At 35.7% G+C, this 19,628-nt stretch carries 16 protein-coding genes; 14 read left to right on the top strand and 2 right to left on the bottom strand.

The genetic code is table 11. From position 1 onward, the window contains the following. Window positions 1–139: 139 nt before the first annotated feature. Both R4Z10_RS21380 and R4Z10_RS21385 read right to left on the bottom strand, forming a co-directional pair. Entirely contained in the window at window positions 140–1,999 is a 1,860-nt protein-coding gene (locus R4Z10_RS21380; protein WP_338473398.1) for a helix-turn-helix domain-containing protein, read from the bottom strand. Window positions 2,000–2,031: 32 nt separating this feature from the next. Beyond that, a complete protein-coding gene (locus R4Z10_RS21385; RefSeq protein ID WP_338473399.1) occupies window positions 2,032–2,202 on the bottom strand; it encodes a ribbon-helix-helix domain-containing protein in 171 nt (56 codons plus the stop codon). 657 nt (window positions 2,203–2,859) lie between these two features. Here R4Z10_RS21385 and R4Z10_RS21390 point away from each other — a divergent pair. The 14 genes from R4Z10_RS21390 (at window position 2,860) to R4Z10_RS21455 (ending at window position 19,188) form a co-directional block, all read left to right on the top strand. Next, a complete protein-coding gene (locus R4Z10_RS21390; RefSeq protein ID WP_338473400.1) occupies window positions 2,860–4,407 on the top strand; it encodes a primase C-terminal domain-containing protein in 1,548 nt (515 codons plus the stop codon). 759 nt (window positions 4,408–5,166) lie between these two features. Further along, window positions 5,167–7,770, top strand: a complete 2,604-nt coding sequence (locus tag R4Z10_RS21395) for a DUF87 domain-containing protein (protein ID WP_338473401.1) — start codon at window positions 5,167–5,169, stop codon at window positions 7,768–7,770. Window positions 7,771–7,786: 16 nt separating this feature from the next. Further along, complete coding sequence (locus R4Z10_RS21400) at window positions 7,787–8,677, top strand: replication-relaxation family protein (protein WP_338473304.1); 891 nt, start codon at window positions 7,787–7,789, stop codon at window positions 8,675–8,677. A gap of 54 nt (window positions 8,678–8,731) precedes the next feature. After that, on the top strand, window positions 8,732–9,067 hold the full coding sequence (locus tag R4Z10_RS21405) for a hypothetical protein (protein ID WP_338473305.1): 336 nt from the start codon (window positions 8,732–8,734) through the stop codon (window positions 9,065–9,067). A 15-nt stretch (window positions 9,068–9,082) separates the two neighbouring features. Further along, complete coding sequence (locus tag R4Z10_RS21410) at window positions 9,083–10,021, top strand: conjugal transfer protein (protein ID WP_338473306.1); 939 nt, start codon at window positions 9,083–9,085, stop codon at window positions 10,019–10,021. A gap of 24 nt (window positions 10,022–10,045) precedes the next feature. Further along, window positions 10,046–10,267, top strand: coding sequence for a hypothetical protein (locus tag R4Z10_RS21415; RefSeq protein ID WP_338473307.1), 222 nt, complete (start codon window positions 10,046–10,048; stop codon window positions 10,265–10,267). Between the two features lie 29 nt (window positions 10,268–10,296). Further along, window positions 10,297–10,710 carry a TcpE family conjugal transfer membrane protein gene (locus R4Z10_RS21420; protein ID WP_338473308.1) on the top strand — a complete coding sequence of 138 codons (414 nt, stop codon included), beginning with the start codon at window positions 10,297–10,299 and terminating at the stop codon, window positions 10,708–10,710. Next, window positions 10,703–13,258: an ATP-binding protein gene (locus R4Z10_RS21425; RefSeq protein ID WP_338473309.1), complete on the top strand. Its 2,556-nt coding sequence runs from the start codon at window positions 10,703–10,705 to the stop codon at window positions 13,256–13,258. Before R4Z10_RS21420 ends, R4Z10_RS21425 begins: the two co-directional genes overlap by 8 nt. After that, window positions 13,255–13,695 carry a hypothetical protein gene (locus R4Z10_RS21430; RefSeq protein ID WP_338473310.1) on the top strand — a complete coding sequence of 147 codons (441 nt, stop codon included), beginning with the start codon at window positions 13,255–13,257 and terminating at the stop codon, window positions 13,693–13,695. The genes R4Z10_RS21425 and R4Z10_RS21430 overlap by 4 nt, the downstream gene beginning before the upstream one ends. Next, the gene (locus R4Z10_RS21435; protein ID WP_338473311.1) at window positions 13,692–15,953 is read left to right on the top strand and encodes a conjugal transfer protein; all 2,262 of its coding nucleotides are present in this window, start codon (window positions 13,692–13,694) and stop codon (window positions 15,951–15,953) included. Before R4Z10_RS21430 ends, R4Z10_RS21435 begins: the two co-directional genes overlap by 4 nt. A gap of 10 nt (window positions 15,954–15,963) precedes the next feature. Then, the gene (locus R4Z10_RS21440; protein WP_338473312.1) at window positions 15,964–16,596 is read left to right on the top strand and encodes a hypothetical protein; all 633 of its coding nucleotides are present in this window, start codon (window positions 15,964–15,966) and stop codon (window positions 16,594–16,596) included. Beyond that, on the top strand, window positions 16,583–17,755 hold the full coding sequence (locus R4Z10_RS21445; protein ID WP_338473313.1) for a bifunctional lytic transglycosylase/C40 family peptidase: 1,173 nt from the start codon (window positions 16,583–16,585) through the stop codon (window positions 17,753–17,755). The genes R4Z10_RS21440 and R4Z10_RS21445 overlap by 14 nt, the downstream gene beginning before the upstream one ends. Before the next feature lie 174 nt (window positions 17,756–17,929). After that, window positions 17,930–18,718, top strand: coding sequence for a hypothetical protein (locus R4Z10_RS21450; protein WP_338473314.1), 789 nt, complete (start codon window positions 17,930–17,932; stop codon window positions 18,716–18,718). 5 nt (window positions 18,719–18,723) lie between these two features. Next, entirely contained in the window at window positions 18,724–19,188 is a 465-nt protein-coding gene (locus R4Z10_RS21455) for a hypothetical protein (RefSeq protein ID WP_338473403.1), read from the top strand. The last annotated feature ends 440 nt before the right edge of the window (window positions 19,189–19,628 follow it).

Below are 19,628 nucleotides of genomic sequence, written 5' to 3' on the forward strand. Positions count from 1 at the left end.
GTACTTTTTATATTCCATAATAGTCGTCGTTTGTATGAAGAAAAAAAAGAGCCCAATTTCTCAATTTTAATGTGAGGAATTGGGCTTTTTAGTATTAAAATTTTCTTAGCGTTGATGGTACCCCTAATAGGTAATTTGCTTACAACCTTGTTAAGGCTTTTTCTTTTAGCCAATTAAGCATTTTTACGTCATTCTTATTGTTCTGGCGTTTATTTTCTTTCCTTAAGTAACGGGAGAGGGTGGTATGAGCAACGCCAATTTCTTCAGCTGCTCGTCTGATACTCATATCTAAATGCTTAATCATGTCATTCATCGATTCTGGGGAAAGTTTAATTTCCTCTATTTCATCCAGATTAAAAGCCTGCTGCTCAACTTGATGAGTGCTTAATTCTTTATCTAGTTTTTCAGTACGTTTATTTTGACTTTTTCCTAAAATCTGTGTCTCTACAGTGGCAGCTGATTCGACTATTGTAGACCTTAAGCTATTAGGTAATAATGCTTTTTCCGTTCTGAATAAAGTATCCCCAACACTTTTATGCTGTATTTTTTCTAAAAGTGTTTGATCAAGTATCGCTTGGGTAGAGAGATCTACACTATTTTTGTATCCTTCAAGTAAGCTATCTGTTGGATAAATAATAATACTATAGTTAATCCAGTCCTTATACCAACCCTTTTTTCCTACAACAGACTCATCAAAGGATTCTTTGTATTCCCAAGCCTTTATTACTTCATCAGCTATAAAATCATCTAAGACATTTTCTAATTTATCCTTTTTGTCACTCCAGTTATACCTTATGGATATATCCATTTCTTTTAATAACGTAGAGATTTTAAATGGCTGAGTCAATTTTGACTTGTGCCTTATTCTCATTTTCCACTGACGGTCAATATAACGTAATAGACGTTTATGTTCTTTTTGTGTTTGATGGCTGTATTGAAAAACCTTAATATGTAACAATCCGATCATTTGACTGGAAGCATTGATTAAAGGGGTAAGAATGTCTGTTGGTTTAATTTGTAATGCATATATCCCTTGTGCTTCTCCAGTATTTTTATCATAGGCTACACGTATGGCCCCGATATCAAACATTCGCTTGAAATCTTGAAAGTCATATTGTTTATCTTCATGAGTAATCACTTTCCCTTCACTTAAAGACACCCACATGCTTGATAAAGCGACAACCCTTTTCATGATATTAAAACGATCGCGTTCCCTAATTATTAACCCTTTGGAACCCATATGTTCTTCAGAGTCTTGTGCTCTTAACCGTAAAGCGTCATTGCTATGAAATTCAATATATCCCTCGTTATTTTTAGGAGAAACCAGCCATAAATAGGTGATTAAATCGAATAAATCAGCTGTCCATTCATCTAATGAATTATAAGCCGAATCAACCAACTTCAGCCAAAGGTCCTCTTGATCCTGCTTGAGTAATATATTTGTTGTTTGATTGGGACGGAGTTCGGCCATTCCTCTAAAGTTGCCTCTGTTGTCAATTAAATCAGCAGCCAATTGCCCCGCACCTCTTTCTTTAAATTCTTTCCTTTTCGCTACGATATTCCGAATCATATGGTAGTCATTGTCCATGCTGGTATATAAGTAGTCCTGTTCTATGGTTTGATCAATCGTTTTTTCATTCAAACTCAGATTTATCTCTTGAGGAAACTCATTGTATAAAAAGCTTGATATGTTCGCTTTAATATTTTCTGAATATCTTAGAACTGCGTCTTTAACCATATATTTAGTAATATGATTTTGAAAATATAAACCTTCAGTAAAGAAGTAATATAATGCCTTGAAACTAGGACTCATATCGTTTGGAGGATATTGATTCTTAACTTCAGTCTCTGTCATTTGATAGGCTTCTTTGTACCATTTGTTTAAAATATTTGGATATTCCTCATAAAGACATTTAGTTTCCTCAAATATAGCTATCTTTAATAAGTGATATGGCAAAATTAATTGATCATCAATTTCTAAATAGTTGTTTGTAATCAAATATAGACCTCCTTACCTTTTGACATTTGTTATTAGTGGCTAGAAGGGGGTGTAGGGTTATGTTTTTTGATTAAATCTTGGACAGCTTCATCTAGCAAACGAGACATAGGGATACGTGTATCATTAGAAAGTTCTTTTAGTTTTTTTAGTAAATATGTATCCAGGGTGTTTCCGATTCTTGTTCTAGTTTTTAAATCGCTCATTTCACTGCTCCTTATGAAATTCTATACATCAACTTATATAAGTTTATAGTAATCTATTTAAATTTAAAATGCACCACATAAATTTGCACCACTACGTCCAACCTGTATGAAAATAATGCACCATAACCATATTTCGTCCAAGCTGTGTGGAAAATATTAAATATGTTACACGGGTAAATAAGATTCCGTCCAAACCGTGTGGAATAAAACATTGATTTATCAACGTTAAAAAAGATATTTTGAAACACTTCCCTTAAATGCACCACAAATTCGCACAATCTCGTCCAACCCGTGTACCAAATGTGCACCATGAAATTGCACCACTACGTCCAACCTGTGTACCATAAATGCACCAATAGGCGGTAAAAAAAACAGAGAAGGTGAGGATCTACGAGAACTTGTAGAATATTGACCTTCCCGGGGAAAGTGGTGCAGTTTCATGTGATTCGGTGCATTTTTACGTCCAACCTGTGTAACAAAAAAAATCAAAAATTTTTTTAAAACCCTTGTGGCCCAAAGCCTCAAGGGTCTTTTTTTTTTGGTGCATTTTCTCTTAAAGAGCACACTTTTACAAAAAGTGAGTTCGTTATAATTACTTTTTAGAGAATAAGGTCGGAATAACAAGAATGGTTAAAGCTAAGAAGGTGAAAAATGGTCATGGCGGCAGCAATTAAAAATGCAACAGGTGAAGCTATCTCAACAGTAGAAATTATGCAATTTATGACGCATAATAGTTTACTTTTATACAAGAAAAAGGGATCTCTTGTTTCTCTTGATAGAGTAGCAGCTTATGAGGAAAAAGAGAAACATAATCCATTTCAAAAGGGTGTCGTATTTGTTACTCCATCTAAAGCCAATCTTGTCGAAGGGAAGGGTTACATTGTTACATCTTATGAAACTCTTCAAGAAAAAGGGCAAGCATTATCGCATTGGACACCTAATACCTTTCGAGGTGGTACATACTACAACTTTCAAAAAAGAATCATTAAGGGTCATACGCGAGATAATTTAAAGCAAATTAATGTATTAGGGTTTGATATCGATACGAAAGAAATTGACCTTTATGCTCTATATTTGGGTTGCGAAGAATTAGGATTACCACGACCTAATTTATTGTTGGAAACTCCTAAGGGATTTCAGTTTTTCTATGTACTCGAAACACCTTTTTTTATACATAAAAATCAAGACTACAAGTCTTTAAGAGTAGCTGAACGCTTACACGAAAATGTACGTAAAGCATTATCAACATATGTTCCAGTAGACACAAATTGTGCACCATTTGGATTTTATAGGATACCAAGGGAAGATAATGTTTTAGACTTCTATAGTGAGCCTGCTAGCACTGAGGAACTTCTGTCTTGGTCAATAAACTTTGAAAGGCAAGAAAAGCGTTCTTTTTTACGTGTAGTGTACAGTAAAGATCAACCAAACCTCGATTTAACGGCATCCGATTGGTACCGTACGCTTATATGTTCAACCAACATTGATAAAGGTCATCATAGTGCTAGTCGTAATAATGCTTTAATGACATTAGCGCTTGCAAATTATGCAAGTGGACGATCAATGGAGGAAGCATACGATGAACTGGATCAATTTAATAGTAATTTGTTTAATCCTTTGAGTAAAAGTGAGTTTGAACGTACGTTGAAAAGCGCTTATTCCGGAAAATATAAGGGTGTAAAACGTTCTTATGTTGAAGGATTATTGGAAACCTGGACGGATGGAGAAGTACAATTTTCTGGAAGAGAAGGTTGGTACAAGTTTAAAAAGCCACGCGAGGAACGTGTACGCTCTCACTACGAAGAACGTGAAGCTGATATTATTGCTTATTTAGAAAAATATACAAACCAAGAATCAGCTTATTTAGAGGGGTCACTTAGATCACTTGCTGAAACCTTCGGAATGGCCGTTTCTACTCTCAAAGAGGTTTTAAAACGCTCGAACAAGATCATTAAGCGAACTATTGGCCGTGGACGTGCAGCAGTAACAAAAGTAGCCAGTCGAAACATGCTATTTAAAAGATTACTATATTTACGTAAAAACAGGATAAAACAGGCGCAATTAACATTTGCTGAGCTATTATCTGAGTTGAATGGATTATTCCAAACACTTGAAATACCGTCGTTAGAAAAAGAGCTTATCCTTAATGAAATAGATTTATTATTTAGCCAGGGGAAGTCTCCGCCTGACAAATTAATTAGTTAAAAATTAATAAGCCAGTCTGCCAATACATATCTTAATTCTCCTTGTGTCTGTTCTTTGTGTTTATAATTATTATTATTTAGATATTCTTTACTGGAGTTTGATTTAATTATTAAGTAAATGTTTTATTAGTCATTTTACATTTAAAAGATCTTATTTAATTTCTTAGTAACAACAGAGAATGTAGGTATTTTCTAATAATTCTGATTAAAAAGTTATAGGAACGCTAGTTCTATATTTCAGGTATAAAGAACCTTGTAAACAATTTCCATAATGATTATTATGGGGTTATATAATGTGTTTGGATATATGTTTAGTTATGTGTTTTACCTTGTTTATCACCACCCATATTAAAACACAAATATTTTTCCGTTAAACGTAGACCGGTCCTCCAGAAGAATCACGGAATGGTGGAGAGTTATTCCGTGATTCTTCTGGAGGACCTAAGATAAATAACCCACTTACCTGGATATAAACTGATATGTAGTGGTAGGGGGTGGTGGTGTGTAGTTAGTTTGTGTGTAGTGAGTTAGGTAGAGAGATAGTAGAGTGTTAGTGTGTGAGTAAGTAGGTATGTAGGTATGTAGGTAGGTAGGTAGGTAGGTATAGAGAGTATGAGTAAGTGTAAGTGATTTAGTGAGTTCAAGGACAAGTTCAAGTGCGGTAGTTCAAGGGATCAGGTGAAAGTTTAAGGTTGTGTGTAGTTTTTAAATGAGAATTTTGATAGTAATTGAGAACTTGTAAGAAGGAGGAGAAGGGTGTTTGAGGTTCCATTTGTTGCCGTTTTTAATTTCGAAAGAGGGAAAAGTGTATGAGTTAAAGACAACGATGGATGCTAAGATTTTATATTTTAAAGATGAGACGTCTTGGGTTACTACGCTCAGTTTTTTAACTCGTCCTTGGTATAGACGATTGTTTAAACGTGAGTGGATTAGCTGGGAAATTGTTGCAACGAAGGATGACATTCGGTATTTTGTATGGGTTCCAGATGTACAAGCAGGTAAAGCTTTTATGAGTAAGTTTTATGCTGAACATCCAGATGTTGAGATTGTGGAAGTGGAAGATCGGGTTATTGATTTCTCTCGAAACCATGCTGGGACTAAGTTATATACAGAAAGTCATTGGACAATTCCTATTAAAACTTATCATAACGAAGTAGTAGATACGCAAGCTGAATTGATTGAGTTTCTAGAGGGATTAGAGGGTGAACAAGAGATTCATATGCAATTTCTCATTGAACCTGCTTATCGAACTGAAAAAAGCTTTAGAGGAATTGTTCGGCAGTTTCATAAAGAGGGAGAAGCTGATGAATCCCTAGAAAAAGATAATGAACTTTATTTATCGGCAATTGAGGGAAAATCAACGCGAATACTTTCTAGATTGGGTATTAAGGTTGTGGCTTTTGGTAGAGATCAGAAAGACGCTAGGGACTTGATAAAGGCTGCCAAAGGATCTATTGGTACATTTTCTAGTGGACGTTTGAATCAATTAAAGGGTCGTGAGTGGTGGTGGTTTCGAACAATTCGACCATTGTTTCGCTGGGAATATAAAAATCGTATTTTTCCGATAGAACGGATGAAAAAAAGAGTCATTTTAGGGTCAGAGGAAATGGCGGCCATCATGAGGCTTCCAAGTGAAAGAGTTCAAACCAATAAATTGAATCGACTTAAAATGAGATCGACTCCATTACCAAAAGAATTAAAAGGTGCCACATTTAATTCAGGTTTAGCTATTACTCTAGGGGAACATTCTTATCACGGTAAGAAAAATAATGTTTTATTCGATCTTGCTACTTTGAGGTATCATGCAGCTTTTATGGGGATGTCAGGGATGGGTAAATCTACTGCTATGTATAATTTAGTAGAGGATTTAGTTAGTCTTGAAGGTGCTGGAACGCTTATTGGAGGAACCATTATTGATCCACATGGTGACCTATGCCAGGATATTGCAGCAAGAATACCACCTGAGAAGCAACACCTTGTTCGTTATATTAAGTTTTCGGAAGGTGAGATTCCGTTTAATGTTTATGATGTTGATTTTGTGTCTGCAGAAGATAAGATTGCTCAAACCGTTGCGGATGTTTTAAAAAGAACATGGAAGGACTTTTGGGGTCCTAACATTGACGATAATTTTTTAAATGGGGGAATTGTTTTACAACGATTAGGAGAAGCAAGTCTTCCCAATTTGCAGAGATTATTAAGTGATCCAGATTATCGTGATGATATACTTTCTCGATTAAATCGAAGTGATCCTATTGAAAACGATTTGTATTTATATTTTGCCAATTTACATGGGCTTCATGATCGTGAGTTACAATTAAAAACGAATTCTACTTTAAATAAATTAAGAAAAATTACCTTGTCTGGTGTTTTAGGAAAAATTCTTCGAGCAAAAACAAATGGTTTGAGATTTCGAGAAAGCATGGATCAAGGCATGATTAATCTACTTGATTTATCGGAATTAACAAGCGATGAGAAGAAATTGATTGGTTCTATGTGTTTGACATTTGCTGAATTGGCAGGAAAGAGTCGGGCCGATATACCAGCTATTGAACGAGATAAGTTGCCTTATCATTTTGTCATGGTGGATGAAGCTCCTACTTTAATGGAACACAGTACAGATGCTATTGAGTCTTTTGCTTCTGAGTTAAGGAAGTACAAGGTCTCCATTATATTAGGGATGCAAGGAATTAAAGATCAATTACCAAGGGAAGTCGCGTCAGCAATTTTCCGAAACTTCGGAACTCTTGTTTCATTCCGGTTAGGGGAGCCGGATGATGCCCAGTATGTTCATCGTTCGATGAATTCCGAGGTTATAAAAGAATCTGATTATTTACAGATAGAGCCTTATCATGCATATATGAGGATGCAGGTTGGAAATGAGCGAACACACCCATTTTTAGTTCGTATGAAGCCTCCAGGGCCGGCTTATTATCAAGATTCTATACTTGAGATAAAGACGCGTACAATTTCAGAAGCAATGGAAATTGAAAATAAAGTATTAGAAAAAATGAATGACCAACAGATAGTTCAAGAAAAAGAGCATGAAACAAATAATGATTCTATGTTTAAAGAAAACAATGAATTTATAGAAGATCAGGTACAATTTCATCAAGATAAATCTGATCCTCAAGATATTGCTGAAATAGATGTTAGTAATAAAGAGAAGAATCAAAATGAAACTTTGGATATATTAAATGCTTACGATCAGTTGGAACTAGAAAATGAAATAAAACAATCGAAGCTAGAATTGGACAATCATGAATTGACTGAATCTTTAGTTAGACAAATAAATGTTCGAGAAGAGGTGAAAAAGGATGATAAAATGGATAAAAAAGAAGCTAGTCTTGAAGACGCGCTGTTTTGAATGTAGGGGGATTTAGATGTCGAAACGTATCGGGACGAAGGAAGAAGATTTATTTATTGCTTTACATGATTTAGTGTTTGTCGATTATGATTTTTTACAAAAATATGTGTTTATCCATGAAGATGGTACTCCATTTCACAAAAACACGATTATGAATCATCTTCGTGCTTTAGAGCGTGAAGGGTATATCAAATCTTCACCGATTGCAAAAGCGAATGTAAGAGGGGCAGATCGATTAGTTTATACACTTGATACTAAAGGAATTCAAGAAGCTAGGGAACTACTTGGAGATGTTGACTGGGATACAAGATGGACTCAAAGGACACCTACGTATATTTATCATTCTTTGCAAATTGCTCACGTGTTAACTACTTATAATAGAGAAAAACATAGTGGAATTGAATTTCTTGAGTATTTTTCAGAGCGACGCGCTTATCGAAATTATGGAGAAGTGAGAGTAGAAAAGGATGGGAAAAAACGTCAGCCTTCAAATACAGTAATTCGCCCGGATGGTGCCTTTATTCTAAAGCGTGTTGTTAATGGGAAGAGCTTCCACTTTCTATATTTTGTAGAAATGGAGCGAAGCCGTCAACGAATTGAAAATACTTTGGACAAAATTCATCGTTACAATCAATACGTATTGAAAAAGGCCTATTTAAATGATCTAAGATTTGGTGTTCCAATTGATATGATACGTATTTTATTTATTTCTCAAAAGGAGAATGAGAGGGATCGTTTAATGCTCAATGCTAAAAATGGCGATTCACGAGAAATTGAAAAAATGCATGGGGCGTTACTTTTTGCTACTTATGAGGATGTGTTAGAAAATCCTTATGGTGATATATGGAAAGCTAAACATTCTACAACTGTTGATCATTTGTATTCCCTAACTAGTCGAATTGAATAGTCAATGCTCATAAAAGGGCAGATATATATCTTCGATTTGAAGGGGGGTGAAACAATGGGATATAAAGTTAAGCGAGGTACGACCTCAACTGGTAATACAATTAAAGAAATGATAACAAGTTTTTTTAAGAGATTGATAGCTGTATTGATTATTTTGACCGTAATGGTTGTATTAGGTTATTTTCTGTTGCAATTTTTCTATGCCAATTTCCCGGTTTTTGCGATAGCTGCTGATGATGTCATTGCTTTTGTTAAAGGTTTCTATGCTAAACATGGTCTTTGGGCTACATTAGGGTTTATTGGCTTAATTTGTCTTGCTGTATGGGCCTTAGGTGAAGAAGCCAAAAGAAAAGAACGTCGAAACGAGGCTATGAAACAAATGATGAAATAAGAAAGAGGGGGAAGAATGCAAAAGCGCATATATCCAAAAACGGTATTTAGAAAGAAGGTTTTTAAAGGATTTTTTTGGACTGGATTCTTATTGGCACTCTTTTTATCTGTTGTAGCTATTGTTCGATTATCAAATTTTGACACTAATCAAGTTGAGGCCAAACAGGCCCAACCAAAGGAAAATATGGTTAATTTTGCTACCCGAGAAGGAGCTCAATCTTTTGCTCAGAATTTTGCACGTGAATATTTTGATTGGCAGAATAGTGATGAGGGTAAGAAAAGCCGTATTGACCGTTTACAAACATATCTAGCTATTGGTTTAGATGAACAGGCTGGACTATCTTTTGAAGGGATGGAATGGAATAGCAGTTTATCCACTTCGCAAGTATGGAATGTTGAAGCAACAGGTCATGATTCAGCAAATATTACTTTGCGTGTAGAACACATATTAAATAGAACTATTTCGCAAGATGCAGAAGATGCTCCTTCTGAAGAAAAATCTGGACCATATGAAAAGTATTTTGTCGTTCCGATTCAAACAGATGGAAAGTCCTTTGTAGTCCATCAAATACCATATTTTATCTCTGCGCCAGAAAAACCGCAAATCACCTCTGATACCTCTATCAATGAAGACGGAAAACTCCAAGATACAAAACTCCAAGCAGAAATTATATCAGCACTTAATACATTTTTCAAAGTATATACAAATGGATCACAAGAAGAACTGTCTTATTACATTAAAGGCGATTATATTGAATCGATGACGGGTGTCATTACATTTAAAGAGGTTAAAAACCTAATCATTAAACAAGATCAATCTACAAATCAATATAAGGTTAGCGCTACAGTTGTTTTTCAGGAAAATCAATCAAAAGCAGAAGTGATTTATCCATATGAACTAATTCTTTTAAAAGAAGATAACCGTTGGTTTATAAAATCTATTAAAAATCATTAAAACATTTTAGGAGGTTAGTAGATTATGAACTTTGGGGAGAATATTCAAAGTTGGTTTTCTGTACAGGTAGGTGCTTTGTTTTTGGTGATTATTGGTGCAGTAGCGATTTATTTCTTAGTTAAACGAGAGTTTTCCAGGTTTGTAGGTTTTGCGATATTTGCCATGATTGTTGGAGTATTTGTTTTTACGCCTATTGCTGTTAAGGATTTAGGTACAAAATTATGGGCAACTGTTTTTGGCAGTTAATTAAAGTAAGAGGAAAGTGAGGAAGTACCATGAAACCTAAAATTTTACGAACTTACAATAGTGTGTGGAAAGTAGAAAAGGTTTTATATGGGATTCAAGACATTCCTTTACCGTTTCCCTTAACGTATAGACAAATTGGATTCTTTTCAGGCGGGGTATTTATTGTCTGGATTCTAAATCAATTTCCACCTTTAAGTTTATTGAATTTAAGTTTGGTTGAGTATGTTTTTTTACCAGGGCTATTCACATGGTTTTTTACAAAGCAGTTATTAGATGGAAAAGCAGCACATCGGTTTTTTATTCGGGTTATTCAGTATCATCTTTCACCTCACTTACGAAATCGATATAAAGAAGTATCTGATAGGAAGAAACCTTATCAATATGGCAGCAACGTCGGTTATCGTCAATTGAGTTATAACAAGGGGGGGAGAACGGATGATTGAATTTCCTATTAAATACTTTGAAGGGAATCTTGTATTCTCTCAAGATGGATCATGCTGGGCGTATTATGAAATAGAGGGTTATAATTATGATTTTTTATCGGATGATGAGAAGGATTTTATCTTCACTAGAATCAAAGCCTTTTTTTGGCAAATTCAGTTAGATACTCATATGTTGATTGTTCCCAATTTTCAGTCCATAAAAGAGACCCATGATCGATTTAAAATGAAGTTAACGGGACCTTTAAAAGAAGCAGCGATTAAACATACCGATGACTCTGCCAGGCAACTTGTAAAAATGTTAGGAAAAGAAGGAACTGAATATCGTTTTTTTATTGGAGTTAAGCTGCAAAAACCCGATGTTATCAAAAAATCTATTCTTCAGGATATCAAAGAGGCATGGAAGGAATTTATTAATGGTGTCCATGATGCATCTGGTTTTGATACACAGGAAATCGTTGAAGATGAAATCAATCGTTACCAAAAATCTGAAAGGAGAGTCTACAACAAGGTCAATGCTCGATTAAGGGCTGAACCAGTTTCAGAAGAGGATATTCAATGGCTGATTCGCAGGAATTTTTATCGAGGTATGGGAAAAGCCCCAATCTTAAAAAATTGGAGTCCTGAATATACAGTTCATTATAAAGAGTATGAAGAAGAGGAAATTACAGTACGCCGCCCATTATATTATGATATTTTACGACTATCAGAGGGACTCGTCGATGACTCTCCAAAACGAAGTTTGATTTTGAAGCAGATAATTGAGGGAGAAGAAGTGGAAGGTCATGCAGCTTTTTTAACTGTTTCCAATGTTCCTTATGAAATGGAGTTTCCGGGTGAGGAATGGATGTATGTTATTCAAAGCCTTGATTTCCCTGTGGAAGTGAGTGTTCGAACGGAAACCATGGATAACCGAAAGGCATTATCAGCTGTGCGTAATAAACAAAAGGAATTAAAAGACCAAGATCGACATGCGCGTGAAACCGGCAACGATACGGGATTAAATATTTTAGAGGGAAGGCAAGAAGCACATGAATTAGAAGCCCATTTGGAAAAGTCTAGAATGCCCCTAGTTAAGACCTCTATTATATTAGGCGTATCAGCTATGGATGAAGATGAATTAAAACGTCGTTGCGATACGATTAAAGATTTGTATCAAGATATGATGTTTCAAATTGAACAGCCTTACGGAGATCAATGGCTTGCTTTCAATGAATTTCTTCCTGGTGCAAAACGCTATGTGACTGATTATGTGCATTTTATGGAACCGGCAGCTGTTGCAGGCGGCATGTTTGGTGCGACCAAACAGTTAGGTGATGGGGAAGGTTTCTTTATTGGGAGTACAGGGATTTTGGATCAACCTGTATATATTATGCCTAATCGGGCTGCACAGGGGATACGAGGAACGAGGACAAATGCGCTGTCAGCTGCTTTTCTTGGATCATTAGGTGGCGGGAAATCATTCAGTGCCAATCTCATTACCTATTTATCGGTTCTTTCAGGAGGAAAAGCACTCGTTATTGATCCGAAGGGGGAACGTGGGAACTGGAAACGTGATTTATATGATTTGGGTGAGCAGGTTAATATTATTTCACTTTCTACCAAAGAAGAGGATAAAGGGAGATTAGATCCTTTTTCCATTCATGATGATTTAAAGGAAGCAGAGACACTTGCTCTGGATATTTTAACCTTCTTAACAGGTGTAAGGCTTGATGATTCGGAACGTTTTCCTAAGCTTTCGAATGCTGTCCATGAGGTTTCGAAGGAGAAAAACCCTTGCTTAAATAAAGTGGTTGAAAAGCTACTAAATAGTGAAAATAAATCAGCTAGATTACTAGGGAGCCATATTCAATCATTTAGTAAATTATCATTTGCCCAATTATTATTTGGTGATGGAGAGAATGATTCAGCGATTAGTCTTGAAACAGCTCTGAATGTGCTTCAAATCCAGAATCTTGAGTTACCTGCACCAAATACACCACAAGATCAATTTAATCTGTCCCAAATGTTATCTGTTGCGATGATGCTTCCAATTTCGTCATTTGCTCTTAAGTTTATCCAAAAGGATCGCAGTATTTTTAAGGTGGTATTACTGGATGAGGCATGGTCATTGTTAAATACGAATCAAGGAAGTCATTTAGCCACAAGGTTAGTAAGGGCAGGGCGTTCAATGAATGCTGGGATTTACTTTGTTACCCAAAATGCAAGTGACTTACTGGATGAGAAGATGAAGAATAACCTTGGGATGAAATTTGCTTTCCGGAGTACAGATCCTAAAGAAATTGAAAATGTCCTTTCGTTATTAAATCTAAAAAATACAGAATACAATGCCTCAACCCTACGGGAACTTCAGAATGGTCAGTGTTTATTTCAGGATATTACTGGACGTGTTGGAGTGGTTTCTATCAATGCTCTATTTAAAGATTTATTTGATGCTTTTGATACACGCCCACCAATAGAAAAAGCATTAAATGATTGGGAGATTGCTTCGGATGAGTTACATCAGATAGATGATCAAATTAAATTTAAGAAGGAGGGCGTGTATGTATGAGAAAAATCTTTTTTATTATGAGCTATATGTTTCTCTTTGTAATTGTTGTAGGTTGCGGTAGTGAGGAAGTAGATGGAGATGGGAAAGTGCCAGCTGATATACCTTTAGAATGGGCGAATGCTGAAGTTCAAAAAGATCAAGCAACTAGGGCCAAATTACTTGTAGAAAGTGATGGTACTATGTCAACCGAAAAGGGTCCCCAAAATGATCATATAATTGAAGACTACAAACTTACTGAATGGAAGGTCGATAGTAGTAGATATTACTATGAAATAACTTACCGTCATCCTACTGAAAGTAAATTGAAAACTGAACAGATGGAAGTTGTTAAAACAGAAAGTGGCTGGAAACGCACCAAATATGGTGATATGTATAATTTTGACAAGCTTATTGAGGACCTAGAACCCGAGGTTATAAAGGAGTTGCATGAAGAATGAAAAAGCTAATGCGGATCTTCTTGGCATTATTAACTTTGATTCTAGTCATTAAAGTACCCGCATCAGCAGAAAGTCTTCAAGATAACTTGGTACCTCAGGATACAGAAACAAGATCAGTTGGAGAAGTTGATTTGGAATATAATGAATATCCCCAACATCATTATAAACTGGATACCTACGTAGATACCGCCGGTGACTGGATGCCATGGAATTGGGCAGATGGCGCGGGAAAACAAATCTATATTGCATTAATGGAAGTTGTAAATTCCATTTGGAGTTTAAACGTATTATTAGCCAATTTTACAATGTTAATTGTTCAAGAAGCATTTGATCTAGATTTCATTTCCGGAGTAGTAGATCAAATCGCAAAAGCTATTCAAAATGTAGCTGGTTTTGGACCCAGTGGTTTCATGTCAAATGGATTATGGCCTTTACTTGTTACGTTTTTAATTGCCATTGTAGGAGCTTGGGCTACTTATGTGGGAATGATTAAAAGGGAAAGTAGTCATGCTTGGGGTGGTTTAATTTCCTCTCTAGTTATTTTTGTTTTTTCTCTCGGTTTTTTTTCCAATGCCGACGAGTTTATCGGCGGGGTTAATAAATGGTCAAGTAACCTTCAGAGTGATATTTTAGGGATTTCTGCAAGCATTGTAAATCCAGGTGCATCTTACAATGCAGAAGAAGGCATCGCAACTGTTCGTAATCAAATGTTTGATTTAATGGTAAAAAAACCCTATATGCTTATGCAGTATGGATCAACAGGAGTTGATGAGGGACGTGTTAATGAAATGCTTTCTATTGATCCCATTTTAAATACAGAAGAACGACAAAATAAAGCTCAAAGTGAAGTAGAGGAAGAAGATAACACAATGATGTCCATTGATGGCATTACACAGCGAGCTTCTTTTGTTCCTTTGCTTTTTTTAGCAAATACCATTATTGGATTATTCTTACTTATGATTTCTGGTTCTATCATTTTATATCAAATGATTTTTCTAGCTTTAGTACTTTTTGCGCCAGTTCCATTGCTTATGGCATTAATTCCAAGATGGAAACAAACAGCATTTGATTGGCTAATGAAGGTCATACATGCTCAGTTAATGAAAATAGCGATTGCTTTATTATTAACGATTCTATTTGGTATATCAGCTATTTTATATCGGGCCACCGAGAATTCGGATTTAGGATACTTAGGTATGATGATCATTCAAATTATTTGCTTTGTAGGTGTTTGGGCTAAGAGGAAGGAATTATTTAATATGGTGACTTCGGCAGCAAATAATGTTCAAAGTAGCACAGGTGCTTCCTTGCAAAGTTATCAGAGAAAGTTCAGACAAGCAAAATCGGTAATAAGAAATGGTCAGAGTATAGTGGATAAAACGAATAACAAAGGACGAATTCGTAATCAGCCTTTAGCCAATCGTACACGGATGCAAGGTAAAATTGGTTTATTGAATAAAGATCAGTTGGTAGAAAGGCAAAAACAGCTTAAAGCAACAAAAGATGGTCTTAAACGTGCGGTCGATGGTGCTTCGTTAGCAGATCGTAACAGTGAAGAATTTCATGAAGGACAAGAAATATATAAAAACGGTACTGGTGTTAAAAATGCGGCGATTACTGACCATGAACAGCTGATGGATCGCCGAGCAGAGCAAGGGCAGGTAGGAAAGAAAAGTGGTCAAAATGTAATGAGCATCGAGGATTTACGTCGACGTCGCTTAGAAACTAGAAATGTATTGGATACGCCATTAACTGAACGCCAGATTTTAAAAGATGTGGATCGAGAGGCAGCTGCATCGAAGGAACGTTTTGATACGCAAGATGTGGAGTTAGTGGACCGTCAGCAAGCTGAACGAAATGTAAACTTGCGTAACCAACAGACATTTGAGGATAACATTAGTGAGAAAAAAGAACATCAAATTTCAGAACGTCGAACTCTTGAAAATAATATGGAGAAAAATATTTCACAAGAAACAGTTAATCGTAATCAAACTTCTAGTGAAAATAATGAAAAAGACATCAAGAAACTCACAGAGCGAAACAATCATGTAACAGAGAATTATCGCAATATACAAAAAGATGAGAGCCATAAAGAAGGTATTACTTATAATACAACACGTAAAAACGAAAAAAACGTAATTGTAAACCGAGAGAAAGTAGATGTTTCCCGAATTATTGAAAATGCCAAAAAAAATGATAAACCATTAACAAAATGGGAAGTTGAACAGATCATTAAAGCCAGGAAAAATAAAGAATAAGGGGGAAGCCATGTTTGGATGGGATTTTCAAAATAGCAAGTCGGATCGGATTAAATTGTTTGTATTACTTCTTGTTATTTTTCTAATAGTGGCTTTTACGGTTTCAGCTTTTTTTCGAAGTATGAATAAAGACGAAGCTGTGGCAGTTCAACAAAACCATGGAGATGTAGATAAGTCGGGTGAAAATGATTTCGCCACTTCATTGGATGATCAAAGACTATTAACAGTAGAAGATCAAATAAATGACTACGATCAAACTGAAAAGTTTTCACAGGGAGATCTTGAAAAGTCGAAGAAAATTGCCGTTGAATTTGCAACTGCCTACCACAATTATAATGCGGACAGACCAATGGAGTACCTAGAAAATGCAAAACCTTATATGACGGAAGCTTTATATGAAAAAATGAATCAAAGTGTGAGGCGGGAAGTACTTGACCGATCTTATTTAACAGCAAAGGAAACTCAAGTTATACCGGTAGTTAATAAAAGCAGTCTGGTTATTCGATGGAATGTGATTGTAAAGGGACAAGCAAAATCTGTTGATGAAAGTATTTTAGAAACAGAAGATTGGTACTTAGTAGGGCTTCGTAATGTTAATGGTGAGTGGAAAGTAGAGGATGTGAGAGTTAATGTCCCAAATTGATCCAGATAATTATCAGACTGAAGGAAGCTCTGCTTTAAAGGATACAGCAACTAAAGCTGGAAAAACAGTAACAAAGAAGGTAGCGAAAAAGGCAGGACAAGCTGCCATAGCGAAAGCTGGACTTCTTGTCATATTAGGGATTGTTGCGGTTGTTTTGATTTTTGGAATGATTGCCATTTCCATATTTATTATCGTTGCATCTGGTGGTGAAGAAGCAAAACGAGAAGGTAGTGGTTACTGGGGTGGAGATATATCGGAAATAGGTGCAAATGAAATTCCTACGCAATTTATTCCCATTTATAAAGAGGCAGAACAAAAGTATGGAGTTCCATGGAATTTGCTTGCGGCACATCATCGAGTTGAAACACGTTTTTCTTCCATTAATCCCATGCTTTCCCCAGTGGGAGCCGAAGGACACATGCAGTTCATGCCTTGTACATGGGTAGGATGGAGCCATCCTTCCTGTGGAGGCTTAGGGAAAGGAAATATATCTGACTCTGAAAAAGTGAATCCTGCTGTAATTTCACAGTATGGCGGCTATGGTGTAGACGCAAATGGTGATGGAAAAGCCGATCCTTTTGACATAGAAGATGCCATTTTTTCAGCAGCAAACTATCTTGCGGCAAATGGTGCAGACGAGGGAAATATTAGGGATGCTGTCTATGCTTATAATCATGCCGATTGGTATGTAGAAGAAGTTATTGGATTTGCTGATCAATACGTTAATGGTTATGTTGAGATTAATACTGTAGATAATGATTATACGGGTATTGAGGTTATAGATGTAGGATATAAGTGGATTGGAAATTCGAATTATGTTTTTGGTGGAGGACGGAACCAGAGTGATATAGTAAGAGGCCGATTTGATTGTTCATCCTTTGTGCACTGGGCTTTTGATCAAGTAGGCGTTAATTTAGGTCCATTAACCTCCACGAGTACGGAAACATTAAAACATCTAGGTAAACGGATACCTCTAAGTGACATGCAGCCAGGTGATCTAGTATTCTTTGATACTTATAAAAAGGACGGACATGTTGGTATTTACATGGGAAATGGAAAGTTCATCGGTGCTCAATCATCTACTGGTGTCGCCATTGCTGATATGTCACCGGGAAGTTATTGGGCAGGAGTGTTTAACGGACGTGTTAAGAGAATATGAGATTAATTAAGCCCTGAGTGTAGCTTTAAACAGAGTTTGAACAAGAATCCTGTGTGGTGCAGGGTTCTTTCTTATTAAGCAATCGGGCCATGGAACACTTTTAAATGGTAAAATAGGATAAAAAAATAGATTTTGGAAACCTATGGTTAATATTCGTTTTCAAGGATGGCTATTATGAACAATTATACAAATGATAATACTGCAAGAAGATATAAAGCCCATGTAAGTATACTTGGAACCACACAACTTCATTTAAGGAACCCTTATATTATCGCATGGTGGTCAGCGGCATTCCCAGGTTTCGGCCATTTGATTTTATCAAAATACCTTAGAGGATATGCATTATTTATTTGGGAGGTTATTGTTAACATCAATGCAAATGTTAACCTGTCGATGATTTATTCCTTTCAAGGGAATATAGAGATGGCTAAAGAAGTGTTAGACACTAGGTGGCTTCTCATGTATATTCCTGTCTACATTTTTGGTATTTGGGATAGTTATCGAACAACGGTGGATATGAATAGAGTTTATCTCTTGGCAGAACGTGAAGATCATCGAATTAATACATTTACTTTGGGAGCATTAGAAATTAACTATCTAGATAAAAGAAACCCAGTTCTCTCCTTCATTTGGTCATTGTTTATACCAGGTCTAGGACAACTGTATATACATAGGATATTAACAGCTTTATTTATCATAATTGGATTAGTTATCTTTTTTTACTTTTCCCATGCTTTAGAGGCAGTTTCTCTATTATTTTTAGGTAAGGTAAAAGAAGCAACCTCTGTGTTAAAACCAGAGTGGCTATTATTTATCCCTTCACATTATGGGTTTGCAATTTACGATTCTTATATTAATACAGTTGAAAATAATAAACTTTTTGAGAATGAGTTAAGGAAACATTTAAAAGATCATTACCAATCCAATGGTTTTAAAATAATCAAGGGGCAAAAGGTAAAGTGAATAACATGCAAATTTTCTCGACCTTTGAAACGACATCCTATTTAGAGATGGCAATTTTAACATTAGAAAAAAAAGGAATTAAGAAGGAAAGCATATATGCAGTACCGTTAGATAATCGTCAAGAGGAACGTAAGGTATTTGATTCTCTTCATCGATCTGATGGTACATCACTCATTGATATAGGAATGGCACTTGCTACAGCTTTTTCCGTTTTTGGTGCTAGTATCGGGTTTAAACTATCATGGGGGCCGATTTACTGGGGGATTATAGCTGCAATTATGGGGTTTGTTCTTGGATTCAGCATTCGACTTTTTACCGAAGTGATTCTAAAGAAGAAGAGAAGGTTATTAAAAGGAAAGCATTCTGAGGTGATTCTAATTGTCGAGTGTGAGGAATCAAGTGCTGAGTTAATAGTGAATGTTCTATGGAATCACTTTGCTTTAGGGGTTGCGAAAGTAAAGGATCAGTAAAGGAGGTAAAGAAAAAGCGTGTGGATCTTCATATATATTACTTTTATCACTTTCAACATCGTTGCATTTATAGTTCCGAAAAGGATTTCTAAAATAGAAATTTATGCAACATGTTTTTTTGCTTATGCATACGGTTTGACAACCGATATGGTTTTCGATTTACATTATAATCTTTATGGCTATTTTCAACCGGGATTTCAATGGCTAAGTTTACTCGGTATCATCCTTTACTTCCCTTCAATTAATGTGTTATTTCTTAATTATTATCCTTCAGAAAAAAGGATATTTAAAAAAGGATTATATATCTTATGTTGGTCTATTTTCTCCATCCTATTTGAATGGATTTCCTTACAAACTGAATTTTTTTACCATAATGGGTGGAAGCTTTTGTATTCCGGATTATTATATCCAATTATCTTTTTTACTCTAGTAATCAATAT

It is taken from the genome of Niallia sp. XMNu-256, assembly GCF_036670015.1.
In the GTDB taxonomy this organism is placed as follows: Bacteria; Bacillota; Bacilli; order Bacillales; family Cytobacillaceae; genus Bacillus_BD.